This window comes from Aequorivita vladivostokensis (assembly GCF_000952855.1).
GTDB lineage: Bacteria > Bacteroidota > Bacteroidia > Flavobacteriales > Flavobacteriaceae > Aequorivita > Aequorivita vladivostokensis.
Window position 1 is genome coordinate 94,995 of sequence record NZ_JSVU01000002.1, and the last position, 23,064, is coordinate 118,058.

General features: G+C 40.5%; 19 protein-coding genes. 16 read left to right on the plus strand and 3 right to left on the minus strand.

Going from position 1 to position 23,064, the window contains the following annotated elements:
• Positions 1-30: 30 nt before the first annotated feature.
• The 14 genes from MB09_RS03165 (at position 31) to MB09_RS03235 (ending at position 18,140) form a co-directional block, all read left to right on the plus strand.
• The gene (locus MB09_RS03165) at positions 31-1,371 is read left to right on the plus strand and encodes a T9SS type A sorting domain-containing protein (protein WP_045079438.1); all 1,341 of its coding nucleotides are present in this window, start codon (positions 31-33) and stop codon (positions 1,369-1,371) included.
• Positions 1,372-1,375: 4 nt separating this feature from the next.
• Entirely contained in the window at positions 1,376-1,702 is a 327-nt protein-coding gene (locus MB09_RS03170) for a DMT family transporter (protein ID WP_045079439.1), read from the plus strand.
• Positions 1,703-1,771: 69 nt separating this feature from the next.
• Positions 1,772-2,293, plus strand: a complete 522-nt coding sequence (locus MB09_RS03175) for a DUF488 domain-containing protein (protein ID WP_045079440.1) — start codon at positions 1,772-1,774, stop codon at positions 2,291-2,293.
• Between the two features lie 242 nt (positions 2,294-2,535).
• Positions 2,536-2,976 carry a MarR family winged helix-turn-helix transcriptional regulator gene (locus MB09_RS03180; protein WP_045079441.1) on the plus strand — a complete coding sequence of 147 codons (441 nt, stop codon included), beginning with the start codon at positions 2,536-2,538 and terminating at the stop codon, positions 2,974-2,976.
• 127 nt (positions 2,977-3,103) lie between these two features.
• The gene (locus MB09_RS03185) at positions 3,104-5,512 is read left to right on the plus strand and encodes a 3-hydroxyacyl-CoA dehydrogenase/enoyl-CoA hydratase family protein (RefSeq protein ID WP_045079442.1); all 2,409 of its coding nucleotides are present in this window, start codon (positions 3,104-3,106) and stop codon (positions 5,510-5,512) included.
• Between the two features lie 199 nt (positions 5,513-5,711).
• Positions 5,712-6,071: a four helix bundle protein gene (locus MB09_RS03190; protein WP_045079443.1), complete on the plus strand. Its 360-nt coding sequence runs from the start codon at positions 5,712-5,714 to the stop codon at positions 6,069-6,071.
• A 38-nt stretch (positions 6,072-6,109) separates the two neighbouring features.
• Entirely contained in the window at positions 6,110-7,300 is a 1,191-nt protein-coding gene (locus MB09_RS03195; RefSeq protein ID WP_045079444.1) for an acetyl-CoA C-acyltransferase, read from the plus strand.
• A gap of 217 nt (positions 7,301-7,517) precedes the next feature.
• Positions 7,518-9,326: an acyl-CoA dehydrogenase family protein gene (locus MB09_RS03200; RefSeq protein ID WP_045079445.1), complete on the plus strand. Its 1,809-nt coding sequence runs from the start codon at positions 7,518-7,520 to the stop codon at positions 9,324-9,326.
• Positions 9,327-9,429: 103 nt separating this feature from the next.
• A complete protein-coding gene (locus MB09_RS03205) occupies positions 9,430-10,296 on the plus strand; it encodes a TolB-like translocation protein (protein WP_045079446.1) in 867 nt (288 codons plus the stop codon).
• A 77-nt stretch (positions 10,297-10,373) separates the two neighbouring features.
• Positions 10,374-11,705, plus strand: coding sequence for a M28 family peptidase (locus tag MB09_RS03210; protein WP_045079447.1), 1,332 nt, complete (start codon positions 10,374-10,376; stop codon positions 11,703-11,705).
• 95 nt (positions 11,706-11,800) lie between these two features.
• Positions 11,801-12,121: a four helix bundle protein gene (locus tag MB09_RS03215; RefSeq protein ID WP_240484798.1), complete on the plus strand. Its 321-nt coding sequence runs from the start codon at positions 11,801-11,803 to the stop codon at positions 12,119-12,121.
• 89 nt (positions 12,122-12,210) lie between these two features.
• Complete coding sequence (locus tag MB09_RS03220) at positions 12,211-13,842, plus strand: M1 family metallopeptidase (RefSeq protein WP_045079448.1); 1,632 nt, start codon at positions 12,211-12,213, stop codon at positions 13,840-13,842.
• 29 nt (positions 13,843-13,871) lie between these two features.
• The gene (locus MB09_RS03225) at positions 13,872-17,165 is read left to right on the plus strand and encodes an amidohydrolase family protein (RefSeq protein WP_045079449.1); all 3,294 of its coding nucleotides are present in this window, start codon (positions 13,872-13,874) and stop codon (positions 17,163-17,165) included.
• Between the two features lie 303 nt (positions 17,166-17,468).
• Positions 17,469-18,140 carry an ATP-binding cassette domain-containing protein gene (locus MB09_RS03235; protein ID WP_045079451.1) on the plus strand — a complete coding sequence of 224 codons (672 nt, stop codon included), beginning with the start codon at positions 17,469-17,471 and terminating at the stop codon, positions 18,138-18,140.
• A 47-nt stretch (positions 18,141-18,187) separates the two neighbouring features.
• Here the strand turns inward: MB09_RS03235 and MB09_RS03240 are convergent, their stop codons facing one another.
• A complete protein-coding gene (locus MB09_RS03240; RefSeq protein ID WP_045079452.1) occupies positions 18,188-18,820 on the minus strand; it encodes a fasciclin domain-containing protein in 633 nt (210 codons plus the stop codon).
• A gap of 208 nt (positions 18,821-19,028) precedes the next feature.
• Here MB09_RS03240 and MB09_RS03245 point away from each other — a divergent pair, with 208 nt between their 5' ends.
• Positions 19,029-19,406: a LysM peptidoglycan-binding domain-containing protein gene (locus MB09_RS03245; RefSeq protein WP_062621057.1), complete on the plus strand. Its 378-nt coding sequence runs from the start codon at positions 19,029-19,031 to the stop codon at positions 19,404-19,406.
• 73 nt (positions 19,407-19,479) lie between these two features.
• Here the strand turns inward: MB09_RS03245 and MB09_RS03250 are convergent, their stop codons facing one another.
• Positions 19,480-20,943, minus strand: a complete 1,464-nt coding sequence (locus MB09_RS03250; protein WP_045079454.1) for a MoxR family ATPase — start codon at positions 20,941-20,943, stop codon at positions 19,480-19,482.
• 107 nt (positions 20,944-21,050) lie between these two features.
• Positions 21,051-22,172, minus strand: a complete 1,122-nt coding sequence (locus MB09_RS03255; protein WP_045079455.1) for a vWA domain-containing protein — start codon at positions 22,170-22,172, stop codon at positions 21,051-21,053.
• A gap of 219 nt (positions 22,173-22,391) precedes the next feature.
• Here MB09_RS03255 and MB09_RS03260 point away from each other — a divergent pair, with 219 nt between their 5' ends.
• Positions 22,392-23,054 (plus strand): hypothetical protein, encoded by a 663-nt coding sequence (locus MB09_RS03260; protein WP_045079456.1) that lies wholly within the window; start codon positions 22,392-22,394, stop codon positions 23,052-23,054.
• Positions 23,055-23,064 lie beyond the last annotated feature (10 nt).

Sequence of the window (23,064 nt, forward strand, 5' to 3'; positions counted from 1 at the left end):
TATTATCTATATTGCCAAAAATCTTTAGGAATGAATAAAATTACCGCAAAAATATTTCTTGCCTTTTTGTTGATTGTGAATTTGTCTTTTGTTAATGGCCAATGTTTGCCGGATGGAATATTTTTTAATACGCAACAACAAATTGATGATTTTCCTTCAGACTTTCCTGGATGTACTATTATTGAAGGTGATGTAGAATTAAATGGTTTCAGCGACATTACCAATTTAAATGGCCTCTCTCAAATTGAGGAAATTCAGGGAGATTTATGGATTCAAGAATCTGATAATTTAATTGATTTATCGGGGTTGGATAATCTGCATACTATTGGAGGTTTTTTGAAAATAGTAGGAAATGATGATTTGATTAATTTTCATGGTTTGGAAAACCTGTCTTCTTTAGGTGGCCAATTATATATAGAAAATAATATTAATCTCGAAAATATTTCAGCTTTAATTAATATTACTGAAATTAATATGGATTTGAGCATACTTGGTAATACTGTTTTGAATTCTTTAAACGGTCTAGAAAATCTTACAACTGTCTTTGGAAATGTTACTATCGAAAATTCCACATTTGAAAATCTTTATGGTTTAGAAAGTTTGGTTACAATTGAAGGCAGGTTACTTATTTCGAGAAACGATTCTCTATTAAACCTCGTGGGTTTAAATAATCTGACTTCGGTTGGCTGGGAACTTTCAATTTCAGAAAACTCGGTATTGGAATCATTGATTGGCCTTGAATCGCTCACCACAATTGATGGATCTTGTAATATCAGTTTAAATTATAACTTAATAAGCATTAGCAGTTTGGCAAATCTTACTACCATAAATGGGGATTTTTATTTTGGAAGCAATTTTGCAATCCCGTCCTTAGCTGGTTTGGAAGGATTGATTTCCATAAACGGATTTTTAAATTTGGTATCGAACTTCCAACTTACAAATATTGAAGCTCTCCGAAATATTAATGCTGCATCTATAACATTTCTTTATATCCAAAATAATACTCTGCTTTCAGAATGTGCTATAAAAAGTGTTTGTGATTTTTTAGATTTAAATACGTCAAACACCAATATCGTTCTTAATGCGATAGGGTGTTATACCCGACAAGAGGTAGAAGATGCCTGCGCCCTGGGCACCGAAGAAAACCAACTTGCGAAACTGAAAATATTCCCAAATCCTACAAATAATTCATTTGAAGTTTCGGGCTTACAAAATGGAGTTATTGAAATAATTGACAGCCAAGGCAGAACCGTAAAGCAGCTGGATTTGGGGGAAAATAGTTATTCCATCTCAGAATTATCTGCTGGAATTTATTTCATAAAAATAACTTCTGAAAAATCTTCCATCACAAAACAACTCATAAAAACATAAAAAGGTGAACTGGCTCCTACTGATAATCGCCGGTCTTTTTGAAGTTGCATTTGCGGCTTGTCTCGGAAAAGTTAAGGAAACCTCAGGCCTGGATTCAAAACTATGGTTCGCGGGTTTTTTAATATGCCTTTCCATTAGTATGATCCTGCTTATAAAAGCTACAAAAACGCTTCCCATAGGCACGGCCTATGCGGTGTGGACGGGCATTGGTGCCGTGGGCACGGTTCTGGTGGGTATTTTTTATTTTAATGAGCCCGCTACGTTTTGGCGCGTGTTCTTTCTTTCCACCTTAATAATCTCGATAGTGGGCCTGAAATTTGTAACCCATTAAAGTTCCGTTAAACTGCCCTTTTGCTCCTGCCCTATTTCATATCTTTAAAAGAAAACCTCTCTTTTAAAAATGAAAACTATTTGGACCATAGGCCATTCCACCCATACCCTCGAAGAGTTTTTAATACTGTTGAATTCCTTCAATATTGAATTACTTGTGGATGTGCGCCATTATCCCGGTTCCCGAAAATTTCCGCAGTACAATAAAGACAATTTGGAAACAACATTGCCCGACAACGGCATTGCATATACACATTTGGTAGATTTGGGCGGCCGCAGAAAACCAGAACCCAATTCCAAAAACAATGCATGGCGGCTCGATTCTTTTAAAGGGTATGCAGATTATATGGAAACGGAACAGTTTCAGCATTCCTTAAAAATTCTAAAAGAGAACGCCTCAAAAAAACGGACTGCTATAATGTGTGCAGAAGCTGTTTGGTGGAGTTGCCACCGCTCGCTTATAGCAGATATTCTAAAAGTGGAAGGTTGGACCGTTATGCACATTATGGCGGAAAATAAAGCCACGGAACATCCCTATACCGCTCCCGCAAAAATAGTGGACGGAGAGTTGGATTATTCCAAAGAGACGTAAGACGGTAAGACGTAGGGTACAGGACCTAGGACAGTATGACGTAGGACATAAGACTATAAACTACTGTTCGTGTTGTAATTTTTAATAATTGATAGCTATGATTCACATAAGCCAACGTCTTACGTCAACCAGTCCTACGTCCTATGTCATTAAGTTCTAAGTCCAAAAAAATCACATAATATACTATGCGTGCATAATAAAATTTCGTATCTTTGGGATTCCACTTTTTTCAAATTCTTTTAATGAAGGAAAAAACTATAGATTACATCTTGCGGTCCACTTGGATGAACGTTACAAAAATGTATAATGAAGAAGCCGGAAAAAAAGGAAGTACGATGGCAACGGGTTTTGCACTTATAAGCATCGATCCCGAAGAGGGAACCCCTTCAACCGCGCTGGGCCCTAAAATGGGAATGGAAGCTACAAGCCTTTCCCGCACCTTGAAAACTATGGAAGAAAAAGGTTTGATAGAAAGAAGGCCCAACCCAGAGGACGGTCGCGGGGTGTTGATTCATTTAACCGAATTTGGAAAAGAGATGCGGGAGTTTTCCAAACAAGTGGTTTTGGGTTTTGACGAAGCCGTACAAAAAAACGTATCGGCAGAAGAATTGCAAACCTTTCGGAAAGTGGCAAACACGATTAACGAGTTGATCAATTCAAAGAAAATATATAATTCAGAGTAGAGAAAATAACACTTCAGAATTAGGATTAGGAATTAGGAATTAGGAATTAGGAATTAGGAATTAGGAATTAGGAAAAATAGTTATTTCGAACTGACAAATAACTAATAACCAATAACTTTAAAAAAATATGTCAAAAAGAAGAATTAACAAAGTAGCGGTAATCGGCTCCGGGATTATGGGTAGCGGCATAGCCTGCCATTTTGCCAACATCGGCGTGGAAGTGCTTTTGCTGGACATAGTACCGCGCGAGCTTACGGACGATGAAAAGAAAAAAGGCCTTACCCTTGAAGACAAGGCAGTCCGCAACCGAATTGTGAACAACGATTTGCAAAAAGCCATAAAAAGCAACCCCGCCCCACTCTATCACAAGGATTTTGCAAAGCGCATCTCCACGGGAAATTTGGAAGACGATATTTCAAAAGTAAAAACTGCCGATTGGATAATCGAAGTAGTCGTGGAGCGTCTCGACATTAAAAAACAGGTCTTTGAAAACCTGGCCAAGCACAGAAAAGAAGGCACGCTTATCACCACAAACACCTCCGGGATTCCCATCCATTTGATGAGCGAGGGCCATAGTGAAGATTTTCAGAAACACTTCTGCGGCACGCACTTCTTCAATCCGCCGCGCTATCTTAAACTTTTTGAAATCATTCCCGGGCCAAAAACCGCGCCCGAGGTAATCGACTTTTTAAGGGAATACGGCGAAAAATTCCTCGGAAAGACTTCCGTAGTCGCAAAAGATACGCCCGCATTTATAGGAAACAGAATCGGAATCTTCGGCATCCAAAGCCTTTTCCACCAAGTAAAGGAAATGGGCCTGACTGTTGAAGAAGTAGATAAACTTACCGGCCCGGTAATCGGCCGCCCAAAATCCGCAACCTTTAGGACCGTTGACGTTGTTGGTCTGGACACCTTGGTACACGTGGCCAACGGAATTTACGAAAACGTGCCCGAGGACGAAGAGCACGAAACCTTCAAGCTGCCCAAGTTCGTCAACACTATGATGGAAAACAAATGGTTGGGAAGCAAGAGCGGACAAGGTTTTTATAAAAAGGTGAAAAATGACGATGGAAGTAGTGAAATCCTTTCGCTCGACCTCGATTCCATGGAATACCGAAAAAGCAAAAAAGCATCTTTCGGTACTTTGGAAAAGACCAAATCGGTCAATGTGGTAGCAGACCGTTTCCCGATTCTTATTGAAGGCGATGACAAAGCAGGCGAATTTTACCGAAAGAATTTCGGAGCGATGTTCGCATACGTTTCCAAAAGAATACCCGAAATAACCGACGAACTTTACAAAATTGATGACGCCATGAAGGCCGGTTTTGGTTGGGAAAATGGTCCGTTCGAAATTTGGGATGCCGTTGGCGTGAAAAAAGGAATTGAATTAATAAAAGATCTGGGAAAAGAACCCGCCCCGTGGGTAAATGAAATGCTCGAAAACGGCGTGGACAGTTTCTACGAAGTACGCGAGGGCAACACCTATTATTACAGCATTCCTGACAAGACCCATAAAAAAATACCCGGACAGGATGCCTTTATCATTTTGGACAACATCCGAAAGACCAAGGAAGTTTGGAGCAACAAAGATGTGGTTGTCGAAGATTTGGGCGATGGCATTTTGAACGTAGAATTCCGAAGCAAGATGAACAGCATCGGTGGCGACGTACTTGCTGGCGTCAATAAAGCGATAGATTTAGCAGAAGCCAGTTTTGACGGCTTGGTGATTGCCAATAACGGTAAAAACTTCTCGGTAGGCGCAAACGTAGGGATGATCTTTATGATGGCCGTAGAGCAGGAATACGAAGAATTGAATGCTGCCGTAAAATATTTTCAGGACACCAGTATGCGCATTCGCTATTCCTCCATTCCCGTAATTGTAGCGCCCCACGGAATGACCTTGGGCGGCGGGTGTGAATTCACGCTTCACGCAGACCGCGTGGTGGCGGCGGCCGAAAGTTATATTGGATTGGTGGAATTCGGCGTGGGGGTAATTCCCGGCGGCGGCGGTTCCAAGGAAATGGCGATGCGTGCCAGCGATACTTTTATGAAGGACGATGTGGAGCTGAACAGGCTTCAGGAATATTTCCTGACCATCGGAATGGCAAAAGTTTCCACCTCGGCCTATGAAGCCTTCGATACCGGAATCCTGCAGAAAGGAAAGGATATTGTAATCGTAAACCAAGATCGCCAGATTGCCGCAGCCAAAGCCGTTGCACGTTTTATGGCCGATCAGGGTTATACCAAACCAATTAGGCGCACCGATGTAAAAGTACTCGGAAAGCAGGCCTTGGGAATGTTCCTAGTGGGAACCGACCAAATGGTAGCCGGAAACTACATCAGCGAACACGATAAGAAAATAGCCAACAAACTCGCTTATGTTATGGCGGGAGGCGATTTGAGCGATGCAAGCTTCGTAAGCGAGCAATATTTGCTTGACCTTGAAAGAGAAGCATTCCTAAGTTTAACAGGAGAACGGAAGACTTTGGAAAGACTTCAGCATATGATTCAGAAGGGGAAACCTTTGAGAAATTAGATGTGAGATTTTAGACGTGAGACTTGAGACGTTAGACGTTAGACGTTAGACGTTAGAGGAAAATTGAATAATTGAAATTTTAAAATTGTGTTTTAAGTAATCTATATACGATTCCTTTTTTAAATCAAAAATAACCTCAAATCTTTTGTCTAAAATCTTAAGTCTCAAATCTCAAGTCTAACATCTAAAATCTATAAATATGCACAACTTTCAAGAATTAAAAATTTGGCAAAAATCGATGGATATTACAGAACAGACATATCGACTTTCGGCCGAGTTTCCCAAAGAGGAAAAATATGGCTTAACAAGCCAGATAAGAAGAAGTGCTGTTTCAATTCCTTCAAATATTGCAGAAGGAGCAGGAAGAAATACAGATGGAGAGTTTAAAAACTTTTTGGTTATTGCAAGCGGTTCTTCAAACGAACTTTTTACCCAACTAATTTTATCCCATCGGCTAGAATTAGTTTCAGAAAACAAAGTAAAACCTATTTTAAATGAATTAATTGAGATACAGAAAATGAATTATGCCTTGATACTGAAATTTTCAAAGAAAATTTAAAAAGTCTAAAATCTCACGTCTAAAATCTAAAATCTATTATGAGAACAGCATATATAGTAAAAGCATACCGAACCGCAGTGGGCAAAGCGCCTCGCGGAGTTTTCCGTTTTAAAAGACCGGATGAACTGGCCGCGGAAACCATTAAATATATAATGAACGAATTGCCGCAACTCGACAAAAAACGAATTGATGACGTAATCGTGGGTAATGCCATGCCCGAAGCCGAGCAAGGCCTCAATATGGGTAGATTGATCTCGTTAATGGGGTTGGATATAGTGGACATTCCCGGAATGACGGTTAACCGTTATTGCGCTTCTGGCCTGGAAACCATTTCAATTGCTGCGGCCAAAATCCAAACGGGAATGGCAGATTGCATCATTGCAGGTGGTGCAGAAAGTATGAGTTACATCCCAATGGGTGGTTACAAACCTGTTCCAGATTATAAATTGGCAAAAGAAGGCCACGAAGATTATTACTGGAATATGGGATTGACTGCGGAAGCAGTTGCCAAAAAATACAAAGTTTCCCGTGAGGACCAAGATGAGTTTGCTTACACAAGTCAAATGCGCGCATTAAAAGCGCAGGATGAAAATCGTTTTCAGGATCAAATAGTTCCCATTGAAGTAGAGCACACTTTCGTAAACGATTCAGGCAAAAAAGTAACTGAAAAATACACAGTTAATAAAGACGAAGGCCCACGAAAAGGAACAAACATTGAAGCGCTTTCTAAACTTCGCCCCGTTTTTGCCCAAGGCGGAAGCGTTACGGCTGGAAACTCATCGCAAATGAGCGATGGCGCTGCGTTTGCCGTTATTATGAGCGAAGAAATGGTAAAGGAACTCAACCTGGAACCTATTGCCAGATTGGTAAGCTTTGCTGCTGTTGGCGTGGAGCCAAGCATTATGGGAATTGGTCCGGTTTACGCTATTCCAAAGGCTTTAAAACAAGCAGGAATGAAGCAAGATCAAATGGAACTCATAGAATTAAACGAAGCTTTTGCCTCACAGTCGTTAGCAGTAATCCGCGAACTCGGATTGGATAAGGAACGAGTAAACGTAAACGGCGGTGCCATTGCTTTGGGCCACCCACTGGGCTGTACCGGCGCAAAACTCTCCGTCCAACTTTTTGATGAAATGCGCAAACGAAACCTCCAAGGAAAGTATGGAATGGTGACTATGTGCGTGGGGACTGGGCAAGGGGCTGCTGGGGTTTATGAATTCCTTAAATAGACATGAGACGGGAGATTTGAGACTATAGATAAGTAATTAAACAAATGCAAAAAGATGATTGGGATATCTCATGTCTCACATCTAATATCTAACATCTATAACACTTAAGTAGACATGAGACAGGAGATTTGAGACAATAGACAAGTAATTAAACAAATGCAAAAGGATGATTGGGATATCTCATGTCTCACATCTAATATCTAACATCTATAACAATATGGAAACTGAAACAAAAAATAACGAATTGCTTCGAGGAGGACAATTTCTCGTAAAGGAAACAAAAGCCGACGACGTCTTCACCCCTGAAGATTTTTCCGAAGAGCAAAAAATGATGCGCGATTCCGTGAAGGAATTTGTAGATCGTGAAATATGGCCGAAAAAAGAAGAATTTGAGCATAAAAACTATGCGCTAACGGAGGAAATTATGCGTAAGGCCGGCGAAATGGGCTTGCTTGGTGTGGCAGTGCCCGAAGAATATGGCGGCCTTGGAATGGGCTTCGTTACCACGATGCTTGTTTGTGACTACATATCCGGCGCAACGGGCTCTGTGGCTACGGCCTTTGGCGCGCATACTGGTATCGGTACGTTGCCCATTACACTTTACGGCACCGAGGAGCAAAAGAAAAAATACGTCCCAAAACTCGCCACGGGCGAATGGTTTGGCGCTTATGCCCTAACAGAACCGGGTGCGGGAAGTGATGCCAATAGTGGTAAAACCAAAGCAGTACTTTCCGAAGACGGAAAATATTACAAAATCAGCGGGCAGAAAATGTGGATCTCAAATTCAGGTTTTTGTCATACCATGATTGTTTTTGCACGAATTGAAGATGATAAATACATAACAGGCTTTATTGTTGAAAATGATCCCGAAAACGGAATCTCAATGGGCGAGGAAGAAAAGAAACTCGGAATCCACTCCTCCTCTACCCGTCAGGTTTTCTTCAGTGATACAAAAGTTCCTGTTGAAAATATGTTGGGCGAACGCGGTGAAGGGTTTAAAATTGCAATGAACGCCCTGAACGTAGGGAGAATAAAACTTGCCGCGGCTAGTCTTGACGCACAACGCCGTGTAATAGCAAATGCTGTTCAGTACGCAAATGAGCGAATTCAATTCAATGTGCCCATTTCATCTTTTGGGGCAATAAAACTGAAATTGGCCGAAATGGCAACCAGTGCGTATGTGGGTGAAAGTGCCAGTTACCGGGCCGGAAAGAATATTGAGGACCGAATCGCACTTCGCGTGAAAGCTGGCAACAGCCACCAAGAAGCTGAATTAAAAGGTGTAGAAGAATATGCCATTGAGTGTTCCATCCTGAAGGTTGCAGTTTCCGAAGACATTCAAAACTGTAGCGATGAAGGTATCCAGATTTACGGCGGAATGGGCTACAGCGCAGATACCCCAATGGAATCTGCCTGGCGCGATGCCCGTATTGCCCGTATTTACGAAGGAACAAATGAAATCAACCGTATGCTGGCAGTGGGAATGTTGGTGAAAAAAGCAATGAAAGGTCACGTAGATCTTCTGAACCCCGCACAGGCAGTAGCCGCAGAATTAATGGGAATCCCTTCTTTTGAAACGCCCGATTTTTCGGAATTGCTTTCAGAGGAAAAAGCGATGATCGCCAAACTGAAAAAAGTATTCTTAATGGTTGCCGGAAGCGCCGTTCAAAAATACGGCACTGAACTGGAGGAACATCAGCAAACGCTAATGGCAGCGGCAGATATTTTGATTGAAATTTATATGGCTGAAAGCGCAATCCTACGTACTGAAAAGAACGCGAAACGCTTCGGTGAGGATTCGCAAAAGGAACAAATTGCGATGTCGCAATTGTACCTTTACCACGCCGTTGATATAATTACCGTGAAAGCTAAGGAAGCCATTCTTTCTTTTGCTGAAGGGGATGAACAACGGGCGATGCTGATGGGTCTTAAACGTTTTACGAAATATCAAAATATGCCAAACATTGGCGAATTGCGTAGAACAATTGCACATAAGGTTATTTCGGAAAACAATTATCCGTTTTAAATTAATTGATAAATTATTCTTAAAACCGCTTCAGAAATGAGGCGGTTTTATTTTTAGCAGTATTTTGGTTCGAAGTTTGCTATTTTTAAAAAAACAATTTATAATGAAGAAGCTCCTTTTCCTATCAATCATATTCACTACTTATCTCACTTTCGCACAAACCAATACTGAAGTGTATGTTTTTGATATTCGTCCAGCTTATGAAGGGCTGGAATTGTTAAATATCCAAAACATTTCAAACAACAAAGGTTACAACAACCAACCTTCTTTCATCGCTAATGAAACCCTTGTTTTTGCAGGAAACAATGAAGGTCAAACCGATATTGTAGAATATAGCCTGAATACCAAATCAAAAAAATGGTTCAATCAAAAAACCGATGGCGGCGAGTATTCTCCTCAAACATTTCCTACTATCAATGATGTTGCAGCCGTTCGACTTGACAAAAATGGTTTTCAAAGATTGTATAGGTATGATTCACAAACAGGAAAATCAACTGAATTAATCAAAGATTTACAAATAGCATATTTTGCTTTTTACAATGATGAAAAAATACTTGCAACAGTATTGGACAGCGACAAAATGAATTTGGTGTTAATAGATTTGCAATCAAAAAAAACAGACACATTGTTTTATAATGCAGGACGTTCCCTTCAAAAAGTCCCAAAAACCAATTCAATGAGTTATTCCTTGATAAACGAGGAAGGAAATCTGGACCTTTACCTCTTGGATATGAATTCCTATGAAAACTTTTTCGTAACCCAATTGCCCATTGGCATTCAGGATTATGTTTGGATAAACGATACTCAAATTTTAGTTGGAAGCGGAAACAAACTCTATATGTACGATACGTTAGGTGAGTCGGAATGGACACGAGTTGCCTCCCTTGAGGATTATGGCTTAAAGAATATTACCCGTATGGCCATCAGCCCAAATGGCAAGAAGCTCGCTATAGTGACTGAATCTAAATAGTTTCATTTTTACATTCTCAAAAAGTTTTAGTAGGTTCTTCGTTCTTTTTGGTATTTTTAAACAAAATTACTTTCCCAATGAAAAGTTTTGTTTCCTTCATTATAGTTTGTTTTACCTTTTCCTGTTTTTCACAGACCGATCAAAGAATTTACGACATAATAAACGCTGTTTCTTCTGAAAGGATTAAGGCAGATATCACCACGCTTGCAAATTTCGGCACTCGAAATACTTTTAGTGATACAATTAGCAACACTCGCGGAATTGGTGCAGCAAGACGATGGATTAAAGGTGAATTTGAAGCTATTTCAAAAGATTGCAACAATTGCCTTGATGTCTTCTATCAAAAAGACTTTATAAAAGCCGAAGGGAACGACCGCGTTCCCCAAGATACTTGGATTGTAAACGTGGCTGCTGTTCAAAAAGGAACAAAATACCCCAACCGTTACATCATTATGAGTGGCGATATTGACTCCCGAAACAGCGACGGCAGCGATTTCACAAAAGATGCGCCCGGCGCCAACGACAACGCCAGCGGTATGGCCGGAGCTATTGAAGCCGTCCGTGTTCTTTCAAAACACAAGTTTGAAAGCAGTATTGTTTATTTAGGATTGAGCGGCGAAGAACAGGGGCTTTTCGGCGGAAAAGGCTTTGCAGAGTATGCAAAAGCACAAGGTTGGGAAATAATCGGCGTTTTAAATAACGATATGATCGGCAATATTGAAGGTGTAAATGGTGTAATCAGCAATCGCGATTTTAGGGTTTTCAGCGAGCCCGTTCCTCCCACCGAAACAGAACGCGAGCGACAAATGCGGCGCTTTTACGGTGGCGAGGTAGATGGTATTTCGCGCCAACTTGCCCGTTACGTTTTTAAGACTACGCAGACATATATGCCGGAAATGAACCCAATGATGATTTATAGATTGGACCGTTTTGGTCGCGGCGGCCACCATCGTCCCTTTAACGATTTAGGCTGGGCCGGAATCCGTATTATGGAAGCCCACGAAAATTACAATCAGCAGCACCAAGACATCCGCACTGAAAACGGAATAGAATACGGCGATAAACTGAAATTTGTAAACTTCGATTACGCCGCCAAGCTCACAGCCGTGAACGCCATAAATCTGGCCAGTCTTGCGTGGGCGCCCCCTGCGCCAACAAACGTTGCCATTGGCGGCATTGTAGAGCCTTCCGCAAAGCTGAAATGGGATAAGGTAGATGGCGCAGTGGGTTATAAAATTTATTGGCGCGATACCACAAGTCCAACTTGGGACCACAGCCGATACGTAGGCGATGTTTCAGAATTTACCTTGGAAGGTATTGTGATTGACAACTATTTTTTCGGAGTAGCTTCCGTTGGAAAATATGGTTTTGAAAGCGTTGTTGTGTTTCCAAATTCAGTATTTAGATAGAAATCTCAACAAGCAAATCTCAAATCACAAACCGTAAAAAGGATTGAAAAAGTTTATTTATGGAAAAACCTTATGATTTGTAACTTAGAACCTTTTTGTTTGCAAAATCAGCTCGGAATTTAATCTATTCGCTTCAAAAAAGTATAGCAAACATTGAGGATGGCAAGCAGTTAATCCGGTCTTCAGGATCAGTTGCTGCCAATTATATAGAATCCAATGAACATATAAGTGATAAAGATTTTGATTTTAGAATAAAAATATGCCGGAAGGAAGCAAAAGAATCGCTTCTTTGGTTAAAATTGTTACAAAATGAATTTAATAACCAACATTCTATTAAGTTGGTCGAATTAATAAATGAAGCGGATGAGTTAAAAAAGATTTTTTCCGCAATTGTAGAAAAAAGGAAATCAAGATAAAAACAGGGATATCGTTATTCGTGATTTGAGATTTGTGATTTGTGATTTGTGTCCCGATAGCTATCGGGATGTGATTTAATAAAATTATTATGTTTAAAAAATTATTATTTATTTCAATCTGTTTTCTAGGGGTTACTTCAGTTTTTCCCCAAAAGAAGTTCACCCGCGCCGATACACTCATAGGAAGCATCACCCCCGAGCGTGCTTGGTGGGATGTTACCCATTACCATTTAAAGGTAAAGGTGAATCCCTCCGAAAAAACCATTGAGGGCAGCAATACCATTTCCTATAAAGTTTTGGAGCCAAAGGAGGTTATGCAGATTGACCTGCAAGCACCGATGAAGATTGATAAAATACTCCAAGACGGAAAAGAGATTTTTTATACTTCCGAAGGAAATGCCCATTTTTTAAAACTTCAAAAAAAACAGAAAAAAGGGAAAGAAGAAAAAATAACGATTTATTTTTCTGGGAAACCTATAGAAGCCAAGCGCCCACCGTGGGACGGCGGTTTCACTTGGACCAAAGACAGCAATGGCAAGCCTTTTATTGCAACGAGCAACCAAGGAATCGGCTCCAGCGTTTGGTGGCCGTTGAAGGACCATCCTTCCGAAGAGCCCGATAATGGGGTTACCATTTCGGTAACAACTCCAAAGGATTTGATGGACATTAGCAACGGAAGATTAATTAAAGTAATTGAAACCGATACTACAAAAACCTGGGTATGGCAAGTGGTAAACCCCATAAACGCTTATGGCGTGGACATCAATATTGGCGATTATGTACATTGGGGCGAAAAGTACAAAGGCGAAAAAGGTCCGCTAGATATGGATTATTACGTACTTCGGGAAAATGAGGCGAAGGCGAAAGAGCAATTCAAACAGGCGCCGATGATGATGGAAGCTTTTGAGCACTGGTTTGGCCCCTATCCTTTTTACGAAGACGGCTACAAGCTGGTGGAAGCCCCATATTTGGGAATGGAGCACCAAAGCAGCGTGACTTACGGCAACAATTTTGAAAATGGCTATTTGGGCCGCGACCTCTCCGGCACGGGCTGGGGCCTGAAGTTCGATTTTATAATCATACACGAAAGCGGGCACGAATGGTTTGCAAACAACATCACCAATAAGGATGTGGCCGATATGTGGATCCACGAAGGATTTACGGCCTATTCAGAAAATTTGTACCTGGATTATTTCTTCGGAAAAATAGCTTCCTCGGAGTATGTACTGGGTACCCGAAATAATATTTCAAACGATCGCCCAATCATCGGGGTTTACAATGTTGACAATTCCGGCAGCGGTGATATGTACTACAAAGGCGCAAACATTCTGCATACCGTAAGGCAACTTATTGAAAATGACGAAAAATGGCGAAGTATCTTGCGTGGTTTGAATAAACAGTTCTACCACCAAACCGTTACTTCCAGGCAAATCGAGGAATATATTTCAAAAGAAAGCGGTATTGATCTCACAGCATTTTGGAACCAATATTTACGGACAACTAAAATTCCAAAAGTGGAATACAGTATTAAAGGAAATGATTTAAAATTTCGGTACGCCAACACAGTTGAAAATTTCGACGTGCCCGTAATAGCGATAGTCAACGACAAAGAGGAATGGATTTTTCCCACTTCGGAATGGAAAACGAAAACATTTGCGCAACCTATTGAAACCTTTCAAATCAAAAAAGATTTTTATGTAAATTCTGAAAATCTTAAATAATAATTATTACCCCGTTTAATTAAAAAAAAATGAAGAAATTATTCCCCACGCTCCTACTATGTGCTCTTAGCTTAACACTTACGGCACAGAAGAAAAATAAAAAAGAAAAGGAAAAAGAAGACCCAAAGTGGGAAGTTGCCAATCCCGGAAAGGATTTCAATTATAAAACCCATTCCTTTACTACAGATGAAGGCACTTGGATGAACCTGGACGTAAGTCCCGATGGCAAAACCATTGTTTTTGATATGCTTGGCGATATTTATACCGTGCCCATTTCGGGAGGAACTGCCAAAGCAATCAGAACGGGCATTCCTTTTGAAATCCAACCTAGATTCAGCCCCGACGGCACAAAAATTTCGTTTACCAGCGATGCTGGCGGCGGCGATAATATTTGGGTAATGAACGCCGATGGAAGCGATGCAAAACAAGTTACCAAGGAAGATTTTCGCCTGTTGAACAATGCCGTGTGGAGTGCGGACGGCAATTATTTAATTGCGCGTAAACATTTCACCTCGGGCAGAAGTCTGGGCGCAGGCGAAATGTGGCAATACCACAAATCGGGCGGGACGGGTTTACAGCTCACAAAACGAAAAAACGACCAGCAGGACGTAAACGAACCTTTTGTTTCCCCCGACGGAAAATATCTTTATTACAGTGAGGATATGTATCCGGGCGGCTTTTTTCAATACAACAAAGATCCAAACGATCAAATTTATGTGATAAAACGTTACGAGTTTGAAACTGGAAAAACCGAAACTATTACGGGCGGACCGGGCGGTGCCGCGAGACCGACAATTTCACGCGATGGAAAGAAATTAGCATTCGTTAAAAGGGTACGCACAAAAAGCGTGCTTTATATCCACGATTTGGAAACTGGCCAAGAATGGCCCATTTACGATAAACTGAACAAAGACCAACAGGAAGCTTGGGCGCTTTTTGGCGTTTATCCAAATTTTAGTTGGATGCCAAACAACAAAGAAATCGTTTTTTGGAGTGGTGGAAAAATCAACAAAATTGATGTGAATTTCCTGGCAGTGAACAATATTCCCTTTACGGCAAACGTAAAGATAGATTTGGCTGAAACGGTACATTTCAACAATAAAATTGAGACCGAAACTTTCACGCCAAAAATGATTCGCCACGCCGTTACCTCGCCAAATGGGGAATATATCGTCTTCAGTGCCTTGGGACATTTATATAAGAAATCCTTGCCCAATGGCGAACCGCAACGATTGACGAACAGTACTGATTTTGAATTTGAGCCTGCCTTCTCCCCCAACGGTTCCGAAATAGTATATGTTACTTGGAACGATTTGGAAAAAGGCGCTATCCGTAAAATTGGCGCAAATGGCGGAACTTCCGTAAAACTTACCGCTGAAAAAGGTATTTACAGAACCCCTTCCTACTCGCAAAATGGCGCATTTATTACCTTCAAAAAAGAAAAAGGAAACACCGACCAAGGTTTTACTTTTACGAAAAATGATGGCATTTATGTAATGAATTCCGATGGAAGCAATGAAAAATTTGTAGTCGATAAAGGAGAATACCCTATGTTCAGCAATGACGGAAAACGGATTTTTCTGCAGACCGGCGGAACCTATTTTGGAGATATTGAGAAAAAACTCATCAGTGTTAACCTTTCGGGAAATGATGAGAAAACCCACGTTACTTCAAAATATGCAAATAGATTGATTCCCAGCCCCGATAACGAATGGATTGCCTTTACAAATCTTCATAAATTGTTTGTGGCACCTTTGGTACTGAACGGACAGACTGTTGACTTGGACGACAAAACCAAGGCCCTGCCCGTTTCGCAACTTGCGAAGGATGCTGGTATAAACATTCATTGGTCGCCGAACAGCCAAAAAGTGATGTGGACCTTGGGCGATGAATATTTCAGTAACGAATTGAAGAACAGGTTTACGTTTTTAAAAGGCTCTCCGGAAGAAGTGCCGGAAATAACTTTAACCGGAACAAAAATCGGACTCCAAGCCTCGGTGGATAAACCCAGGGGAAGGATTGCCTTCACCAATGCCCGAATTATTACGATGGAAAACGATGAAGTTATTGAAAATGGAACTATCGTAATTAACGGAAATAAAATAGAATCCATTGGCGCAACCGATAGAGTTTCCGTTCCCTCTGGCACAAAAGTTTACTCTTCAGAAGGAAAAACCATCATGCCCGGCATGGTTGATGCGCATGCCCACGTGGGCGCTTTCCGCTATGGTTTGCCCACGCAGCAATATTGGCCTTTTATGGCAAATTTGGCTTTCGGAGTAACCACTTCGCACGATCCTTCGGCAAATACAGAAACGGTATTTACCCTTTCTGAACTTCAAAAAAGCGGACAATTGGTGGGGCCTCGGTTGTTTTCAACAGGCTTCATTCTCTATGGCGCCGATGGCGATTTTAAGGCAGTTATCAACAGCTTGGAAGATGCCCGCAGCAGTATTCGCCGTACCAAAGCCTTTGGGGCAAAAAGCGTAAAAAGCTATAACCAGCCCCGCCGCGACCAGCGTCAACAAGTATTGCAGGCAGCCCGCGAGATGGGTATAAATGTGGTGCCAGAAGGTGGTTCCACTTTTTATCACAATATAACTCAGGTTATTGATGGCCACACAGGGGTTGAGCATAACATTCCGGTGGCGCCCGTTTATAAGGATATTCTTGAAATTTGGGGCAAGAGCGGTTCCGGCTACACGCCAACCCTGATTGTAAATTACGGCGGAATGAACGGTGAGTTCTACTATTACGAGCGCGACAATGTTTGGGAAAATGAAAAATTGTTAACCTTTATGCCACGTAGCATAGTGGACAGCCGATCGCGCCACAGAATTAAATCACCCCAAGACGAATATGAAAATGGCCACATTTTGGTTTCCGAAACTGCAAAAAATTTGAGTGATGCAGGTGTAAAAGTGAATATGGGAGCGCACGGACAATTGCAGGGTCTCGGCGCACATTGGGAAACTTGGATGCTACAACAAGGTGGGATGACCAATTTGGAAGCCTTGAAAGCGGCTACGATTAATTCTGCGGAATACATTGGCGCAGGAGAAGATATTGGATCACTAAAAGTTGGAAAACTCGCCGATTTAATCGTAATGGACAAAAACCCCTTGGAAAATATCGAAAACACCGAATCCATAAAAATGGTAATGGTAAACGGTAGATTATACAATGCGGAAACCATGAACGAAATTGGTAACAACCCAAAAGAACGCCTTCCCTTTTTCTGGGAGATGGACAAATACAACCAAGCTTTCCCTTGGCATCAAGAAACCCACGGGTTTATGGATGGTGGATGCAGTTGTCATTAATTATAAATTAAAAAAAAATGTATAGAGCCTATTGGCATTTTTATAAATCCATCTTCCCATTTATTGTAGCATTCTCAATTTTAAGTATCTTGTATCTCGGGATACTGTGGGGTTTTGTGCTATTTATAACTGGGGGTTTGATAATTGGTTTTATAGGCTTCCGAACATTTTATAACGAACAATTCTATTTTTATTTCAACCTAGGAATTACAAAATGGCAGCTTTTAAAAGTTTCATTCCTAATCAATTTATTAATAGGAGTTCCTTCTTTCGCGATGATGTTATTAATCTTAAGTTTTTTTCTTGGAAGTTTTACAATTACTTAGCGCAACCATACGTTTTGGAAAAAAAGAAGTCCTGAAGAAAATTTCTTTTACGGTCGAAACTGGTGAAATTTTAGGAGTTTTCGGAAGAAATGGATGCGGAAAATCTACTTTGCTAAAAATGATATTCGGCAGCCTAAAGAAAGGCTCTGTCAATATTTCAATGAACGGTAAGACTTTCAATGTTCACGAAAATATTTCCTCAGAACGCATCGCTTACTTACCCCAACATTCCTTTGTGCCAAGAAATTTAAAGGTTCGGGATCTCATCCCTCTCTATTTCTTAGAAGAACAAAAACAGGACGTCATTTTTTACGATACCTTGATTTCAAAAATTACTGCTAATAAAGTTAGGGATTTGTCGTTGGGACAAGTTCGCTATTTGGAAGTTTTATTAGTGGGAAATTTAAACCACGATTTTTTGATGCTTGATGAACCTTTCTCTATGATTGAACCTTTGTACAAAATCGAAATTAAAAAACTCTTGAATAAGCTCAAATTTGAAAAAGGAATAATTATAACTGATCACTACTATCAAGACGTTTTAGACATCAGCTCGCAAAATTTACTCATTGAAAATGGGGTCAGTATTCCTATTAAAGGCAAAGAGGATTTAAAGCGTTTGCATTATCTCAGTAAAAACTCAATATAAAAAAAGCCCCAAAACTGGGGCTTTTCAAAATTATTCAAAATACTGAATTACATTTTTGGCATCAATACTTTATCTATAACGTGTACCACGCCGTTTGATGCATCCATATCAGCACTTGTTACAGTGGCCATATTTCCTTTTGCATCCTTAATCATTACTTTTCCACCTTTTTCAGACAAAGTCAAAACTTCACCGTTAAGTGTAGTAACATCAAGTTTGTTATTGGCCTCCTTAATTTTAGCCAAAACGTCAGCGGCATTCATTTTTCCTTGTAATACGTGATACTTCAATAAACCTTGAAGTTGCTCCTTATTTTCAGGCTTCATTAGGTTATCCAAAGTTGCTTTTGGAACTTTGTTAAAAGCTTCGTTGGTAGGAGCAAATACAGTATATTCCCCTTCAGATTTTAAAGTCTGTGCCAAATCTGCTGCTTGAAGTGCGCTAACCAAAGTTGACAAATCTGAATTGCCCATTGCTTTTGCAGCAATTGAGTTAGCTTCCATCTCGGCCATTCTCGCTTGGTTATCTGCCTCAACTTTCATCAAGGAATCTTTTTCACGCTCCATGCGCATTTGTTCTGCTTGGGCTTGAGCCTCAGCTTCTTTCTTTTTAGAGTCTTCACAGCTTGCAAAAAGCATTGTAACCACTGCAAGAGACATAACGATTGTTCTTAGTTTCATAATAGTTTTTGTTGATTTAAAGTTTGCACCAAAGATATTTCAAGCGCAGGGAATTTTTTCACAATTCACATTAATCTTTAGTTAAATTTTTTGTAAATTTTTTAGGATAATCTCAACAGACCGTCCCTATTACTAAAGTTTTGCTAATAAGGAAATTGAAAGCCATAAAATAGTATCTTTAGGGAAATTAACTTTAAAATTCTTAATAATGATTAAATCGAAGTATCAAAGCGTTTTGGATTTAGGTGAAAAACTAAACATCCAAAACGGAGATGTAAAAGAGGAAAATGGCCAACTCAAAGTATGGGGTACGGCTAAAAACCAATATGAAAAAAATCTTCTTTGGGACGAAATAAAACGTGTGGGCGGTGAAAACCCAACCGATATAATGGCGGATATAAAAGTTGCCGACACTTCGGCCTTTGCGCATCACACCGTTAAGAGTGGAGAATCATTAAGCAAAATTGCAAAACACTACTATGGCGATGCCAATAAGTACAACGCTATTTACGAAGCAAACAAAGGCAAGTTGAAATCTGCAGACCTGATCCATCCGGGTGATGAATTGGTGATTCCAAATATTTAATACTCGCTGAAAAACATAAAAACCGCCACTCCTTTAAAGAATGGCGGTTTTTTTATGATGAAACTTTCCAGTTTTAAAGTCCGCTGATATAACTTCCGTATAAATCCTTAAAGTGCAAACCATTACCGACACTGAATTTACTCAGTTTTTTATTTTCGGCCAATGCCCACAAAACGACTTCTTTTAAAAAATAACTATCTTTTTTTGAAGTCTCGGGATGATATTTTTCTATCAATTGTTGCAACGGAATGATTCGGTCCAGTTCATTCTTATATTCCTCATCGGAATAGGAATCGAGCAATTCAAAATCATTCTCCTCAAAAAACCAGGAAACTATTTCGGCGTACGGATCTGGGTCACTTTCTTTCGTTAGCTTTTCTATCTTCGGAAATTTCTCTTTGAAAATAGTGTTCACGGCATCGGCAATCAATTGTTGTGCGACCTGCGAAACGCCTTCCTGTTCCCCTTCGTACACCAACTCAATCTTGCCAGTGATGGAGGGAATGATACCTACGAAATCGCCTAAACGTATGCTTGTTTTTTCTTCGCCATTGTGCAAGGCTCTTCTCTCAGCCGTGCTCAACAGATTTTCAAAAGCAGTAATACTCAAACGGGCGCTCACCCCACTTTTGGCATCGATAAAATGATTTTCGCGCGCCTCAAAACTTATCTGTTCCAAAATGTCCTTTGCCAAATCGGGCACATAAACGTTTTCTTTTGCTTTGACGGCCTCTGCCGTTTCCTGTTCCGTTATGGTTCGGGCCGTTTCGATATCCTCGGGATAGTGGGTCAAAATTTGGGAGCCAATTCTATCCTTCAATGGAGTAACAATGCTCCCACGGTTTGTATAATCCTCGGGGTTTGCGGTGAAAACAAACTGTATATCCAACGGCAATCGCACGGCAAAGCCACGAATCTGAACATCGCCTTCCTGCAAAATATTAAAAAGTGCCACCTGAATTCGCGGCTGCAAGTCGGGCAATTCGTTGATTACAAAAATACAACGGTTGCTTCGCGGAATCATTCCAAAATGAATCACGCGGTCATCGGCATAGGTCAACTTTAGGTTTGCAGCTTTTATAGGGTCCACATCGCCTATGATATCCGCCACGGTAACATCGGGCGTTGCAAGTTTTTCTGAAAAGCGGTCGTTGCGGTGCAACCAACCGATTGGGGTGTCATCACCTTTTTCGTGCATCAGGTTCTTTGCATAACGCGATATAGGGTTAAAGGGATCATCATTTATTTCGCTTCCCTCCACAATAGGAATATATTCATCCAAAAGCCCGACCATTTGCCGTGCCAATCGGGTTTTTGCCTGCCCGCGAAGCCCCAGCAGGTTTATGTTGTGTTTGGAAAGAATGGCGCGCTCCAGTTCCGGGATTACGGTTAATTCATACCCATGAATACCAACAAAGGGTGTTTCCTTCTTCATTATTTTTTGAAGCAAATTTCTTCGCAATTCTTCTTTGATTGACTTCGGTTCGTAACCCGCTTTTTTGAGTTCGCCAAATGTTTTGATTTTTTCTATTTCCATAATTTTTCAATTGTATTTTTTAACCACAAAGGGCACAATGTTTTTCACAAAGGTCACAAAGGATATTTCCATTGAAACTCGATTGTTCGCGATAAATCGCGAGCCTACTATTTTATTCGTTTTCTGCGATTCGTTTCATAATCGCTAAAAATCATTTCGCCCAAACCTTTCAGGCCTGTGTAAAATGCCTTCCCTTGATTGGCAGCTGTAAAATGCTCCACAAACTGTATCAAATAGGGGTCTTCGGCAATCATAAAAGTGGTGATTGGGATGTGAAGCTTCCGAGCTTGTGATGCCATTGCGTAACACTTGTTTACAATATAACTGTCAAGACCGTTGCTGTTTTTATAATACCTGCCGTCGGGAAGCCTTACGCAGCTCGGTTTTCCGTCAGTTATCATAAAAATCTGTTTGTTTGTGTTGCGTTTTCTTCGCAATAAATCCATCGCCAACTCAAGTCCAGCAACGGTGTTGGTATGATAGGGACCAACATTCAAATACGGCAAATCCTTGATTTTAATGGGCCAAGCGTCATTTCCGAAGACCAAAATATCCAAGGTATCTTTTGGGTAGCGCGTGGTTATAAATTCGGAAAGCGCCATCGCCACTTTTTTTGCCGGCGTAATTCTATCTTCGCCATAAAGAATCATACTGTGGCTGATATCAATCATCAAAACCGTGCTCATTTGGGTTTTGTACATGGTTTCCTCAACCACCAAATCGTTTTCGGAAAGGGTGAAATCGCCCAAACCGTGATTTATCTGCGCATTTTTGAAACTTTCGGTCATCGAGATTTGTTCCAGGGAATCGCCAAAACGATAATCCCGAAACTCGCCGGCCTGTTCATCTCCCCTGCCCGTTTGCTTGGTTCGGTGGTTTCCTGCGCCGCTTTTTCGGAGCTTTCCGAAGATTTGTTCCAAAGCTCTTTTCCGAAGCGCCCTCTCGGTTTTTTCGGTGATTGCCAAACCGTTTGAACCGTCAACCTTTATTTCTTCCCGCAGATATCCCTTCTTTTTAAGGTCTTCCACAAAATCATCCAAGGTATAATCTTCAGTTGTAAGATTGTATTCCTCATCCAATTGTTCTAACCAGTCCATAGCCTCGTCGAAATCGCCCGATGTGTGTGTTATCAGTTCCTGAAAAACATCGAAAAGTTTTTCAAATGGAGATTGGTCTTTGGGAGTGTGTTTTGTGAAGATAAATCCGCTCTTGGCTTCTCTTTTATTCATAATCTAAAATTATAACAATCCTTGTTTAGAAAAAAAGCCGAAACGTTAAACTAATAACAAAAAATAAAGCCTATTTGTGGCAAATGGGTTATAAATATTCATCAATAACGTCAATTGTATTTTCTTTAGTGTATAGTTAACAGTTCTTTATGGCAATCCTAACCGGGTATAAATTATATTTATTGAAAGAATATTAATCAACCTCTAAAACTTAAAATTATGGCAGAAATTAAAATTGAAAAGAAAAAACCTATTTGGCCCTGGATATTGGTTATCCTAATCATCTTAGCCGCCATTTATTTCTTTTGGGCTTACAGTGATGCCGATTATGATGAAAATGATGACGTTTTGGTCAACGACACTATAACCCAAATTGATGAGCGCGACACGTATAACGAGTTTGCGGATGACACTACAACGTTATATACTGGTACCTACGGAACCGTAGTAAAGGAAAAAGCTGTATCTAATTATTTTAAATACATAGATAATGAGCAAATGGGATTGGACCACCAATATACCAATGGCGCGTTGATACATTTAATAACAGCCACTGAAGCGGAAGCCAGAAATCTAAACGTTGATATAAAAGCAAACCTCGATAAAGCTAGGGAACATGCGTTTCAGATAACAAACGATCCCGAATCGTTGAAGCACGCGGACAAGATTAGAGCTGCAGCCATAGAAATTTCTACGGCTATTGAAACTATCCAACAAGAAAAGTTTACAAGCCTTTCTGCGGAAGTAGAAGACCTAAAGGCCGCTGCAAAGAAAATTGATCCGCAAACCCCTACTCTTCAGCAAAAAGAGGACACCAAAAGTTTCTTTGAGAAAGCGGGTAGAGTTCTTCAGAAGTTCAATGAAATGGAAAACAATCAATAAAAACAGAAAA

Bases quoted from the DNA above. Each gene is read 5' to 3' on its own strand.
- MB09_RS03165 (WP_045079438.1), top strand. From the start codon at position 31: ATGAATAAAATTACCGCAAAAATATTTCTTGCCTTTTTGTTGATTGTG.
- MB09_RS03175 (WP_045079440.1), top strand. From the start codon at position 1,772: ATGAAAACTATTTGGACCATAGGCCATTCCACCCATACCCTCGAAGAG.
- MB09_RS03180 (WP_045079441.1), top strand. From the start codon at position 2,536: ATGAAGGAAAAAACTATAGATTACATCTTGCGGTCCACTTGGATGAAC.
- MB09_RS03185 (WP_045079442.1), top strand. From the start codon at position 3,104: ATGTCAAAAAGAAGAATTAACAAAGTAGCGGTAATCGGCTCCGGGATT.
- MB09_RS03190 (WP_045079443.1), top strand. From the start codon at position 5,712: ATGCACAACTTTCAAGAATTAAAAATTTGGCAAAAATCGATGGATATT.
- MB09_RS03195 (WP_045079444.1), top strand. From the start codon at position 6,110: ATGAGAACAGCATATATAGTAAAAGCATACCGAACCGCAGTGGGCAAA.
- MB09_RS03200 (WP_045079445.1), top strand. From the start codon at position 7,518: ATGGAAACTGAAACAAAAAATAACGAATTGCTTCGAGGAGGACAATTT.
- MB09_RS03205 (WP_045079446.1), top strand. From the start codon at position 9,430: ATGAAGAAGCTCCTTTTCCTATCAATCATATTCACTACTTATCTCACT.
- MB09_RS03210 (WP_045079447.1), top strand. From the start codon at position 10,374: ATGAAAAGTTTTGTTTCCTTCATTATAGTTTGTTTTACCTTTTCCTGT.
- MB09_RS03220 (WP_045079448.1), top strand. From the start codon at position 12,211: ATGTTTAAAAAATTATTATTTATTTCAATCTGTTTTCTAGGGGTTACT.
- MB09_RS03225 (WP_045079449.1), top strand. From the start codon at position 13,872: ATGAAGAAATTATTCCCCACGCTCCTACTATGTGCTCTTAGCTTAACA.
- MB09_RS03240 (WP_045079452.1), bottom strand. From the start codon at position 18,820: ATGAAACTAAGAACAATCGTTATGTCTCTTGCAGTGGTTACAATGCTT.
- MB09_RS03245 (WP_062621057.1), top strand. From the start codon at position 19,029: ATGATTAAATCGAAGTATCAAAGCGTTTTGGATTTAGGTGAAAAACTA.
- MB09_RS03250 (WP_045079454.1), bottom strand. From the start codon at position 20,943: ATGGAAATAGAAAAAATCAAAACATTTGGCGAACTCAAAAAAGCGGGT.
- MB09_RS03255 (WP_045079455.1), bottom strand. From the start codon at position 22,172: ATGAATAAAAGAGAAGCCAAGAGCGGATTTATCTTCACAAAACACACT.
- MB09_RS03260 (WP_045079456.1), top strand. From the start codon at position 22,392: ATGGCAGAAATTAAAATTGAAAAGAAAAAACCTATTTGGCCCTGGATA.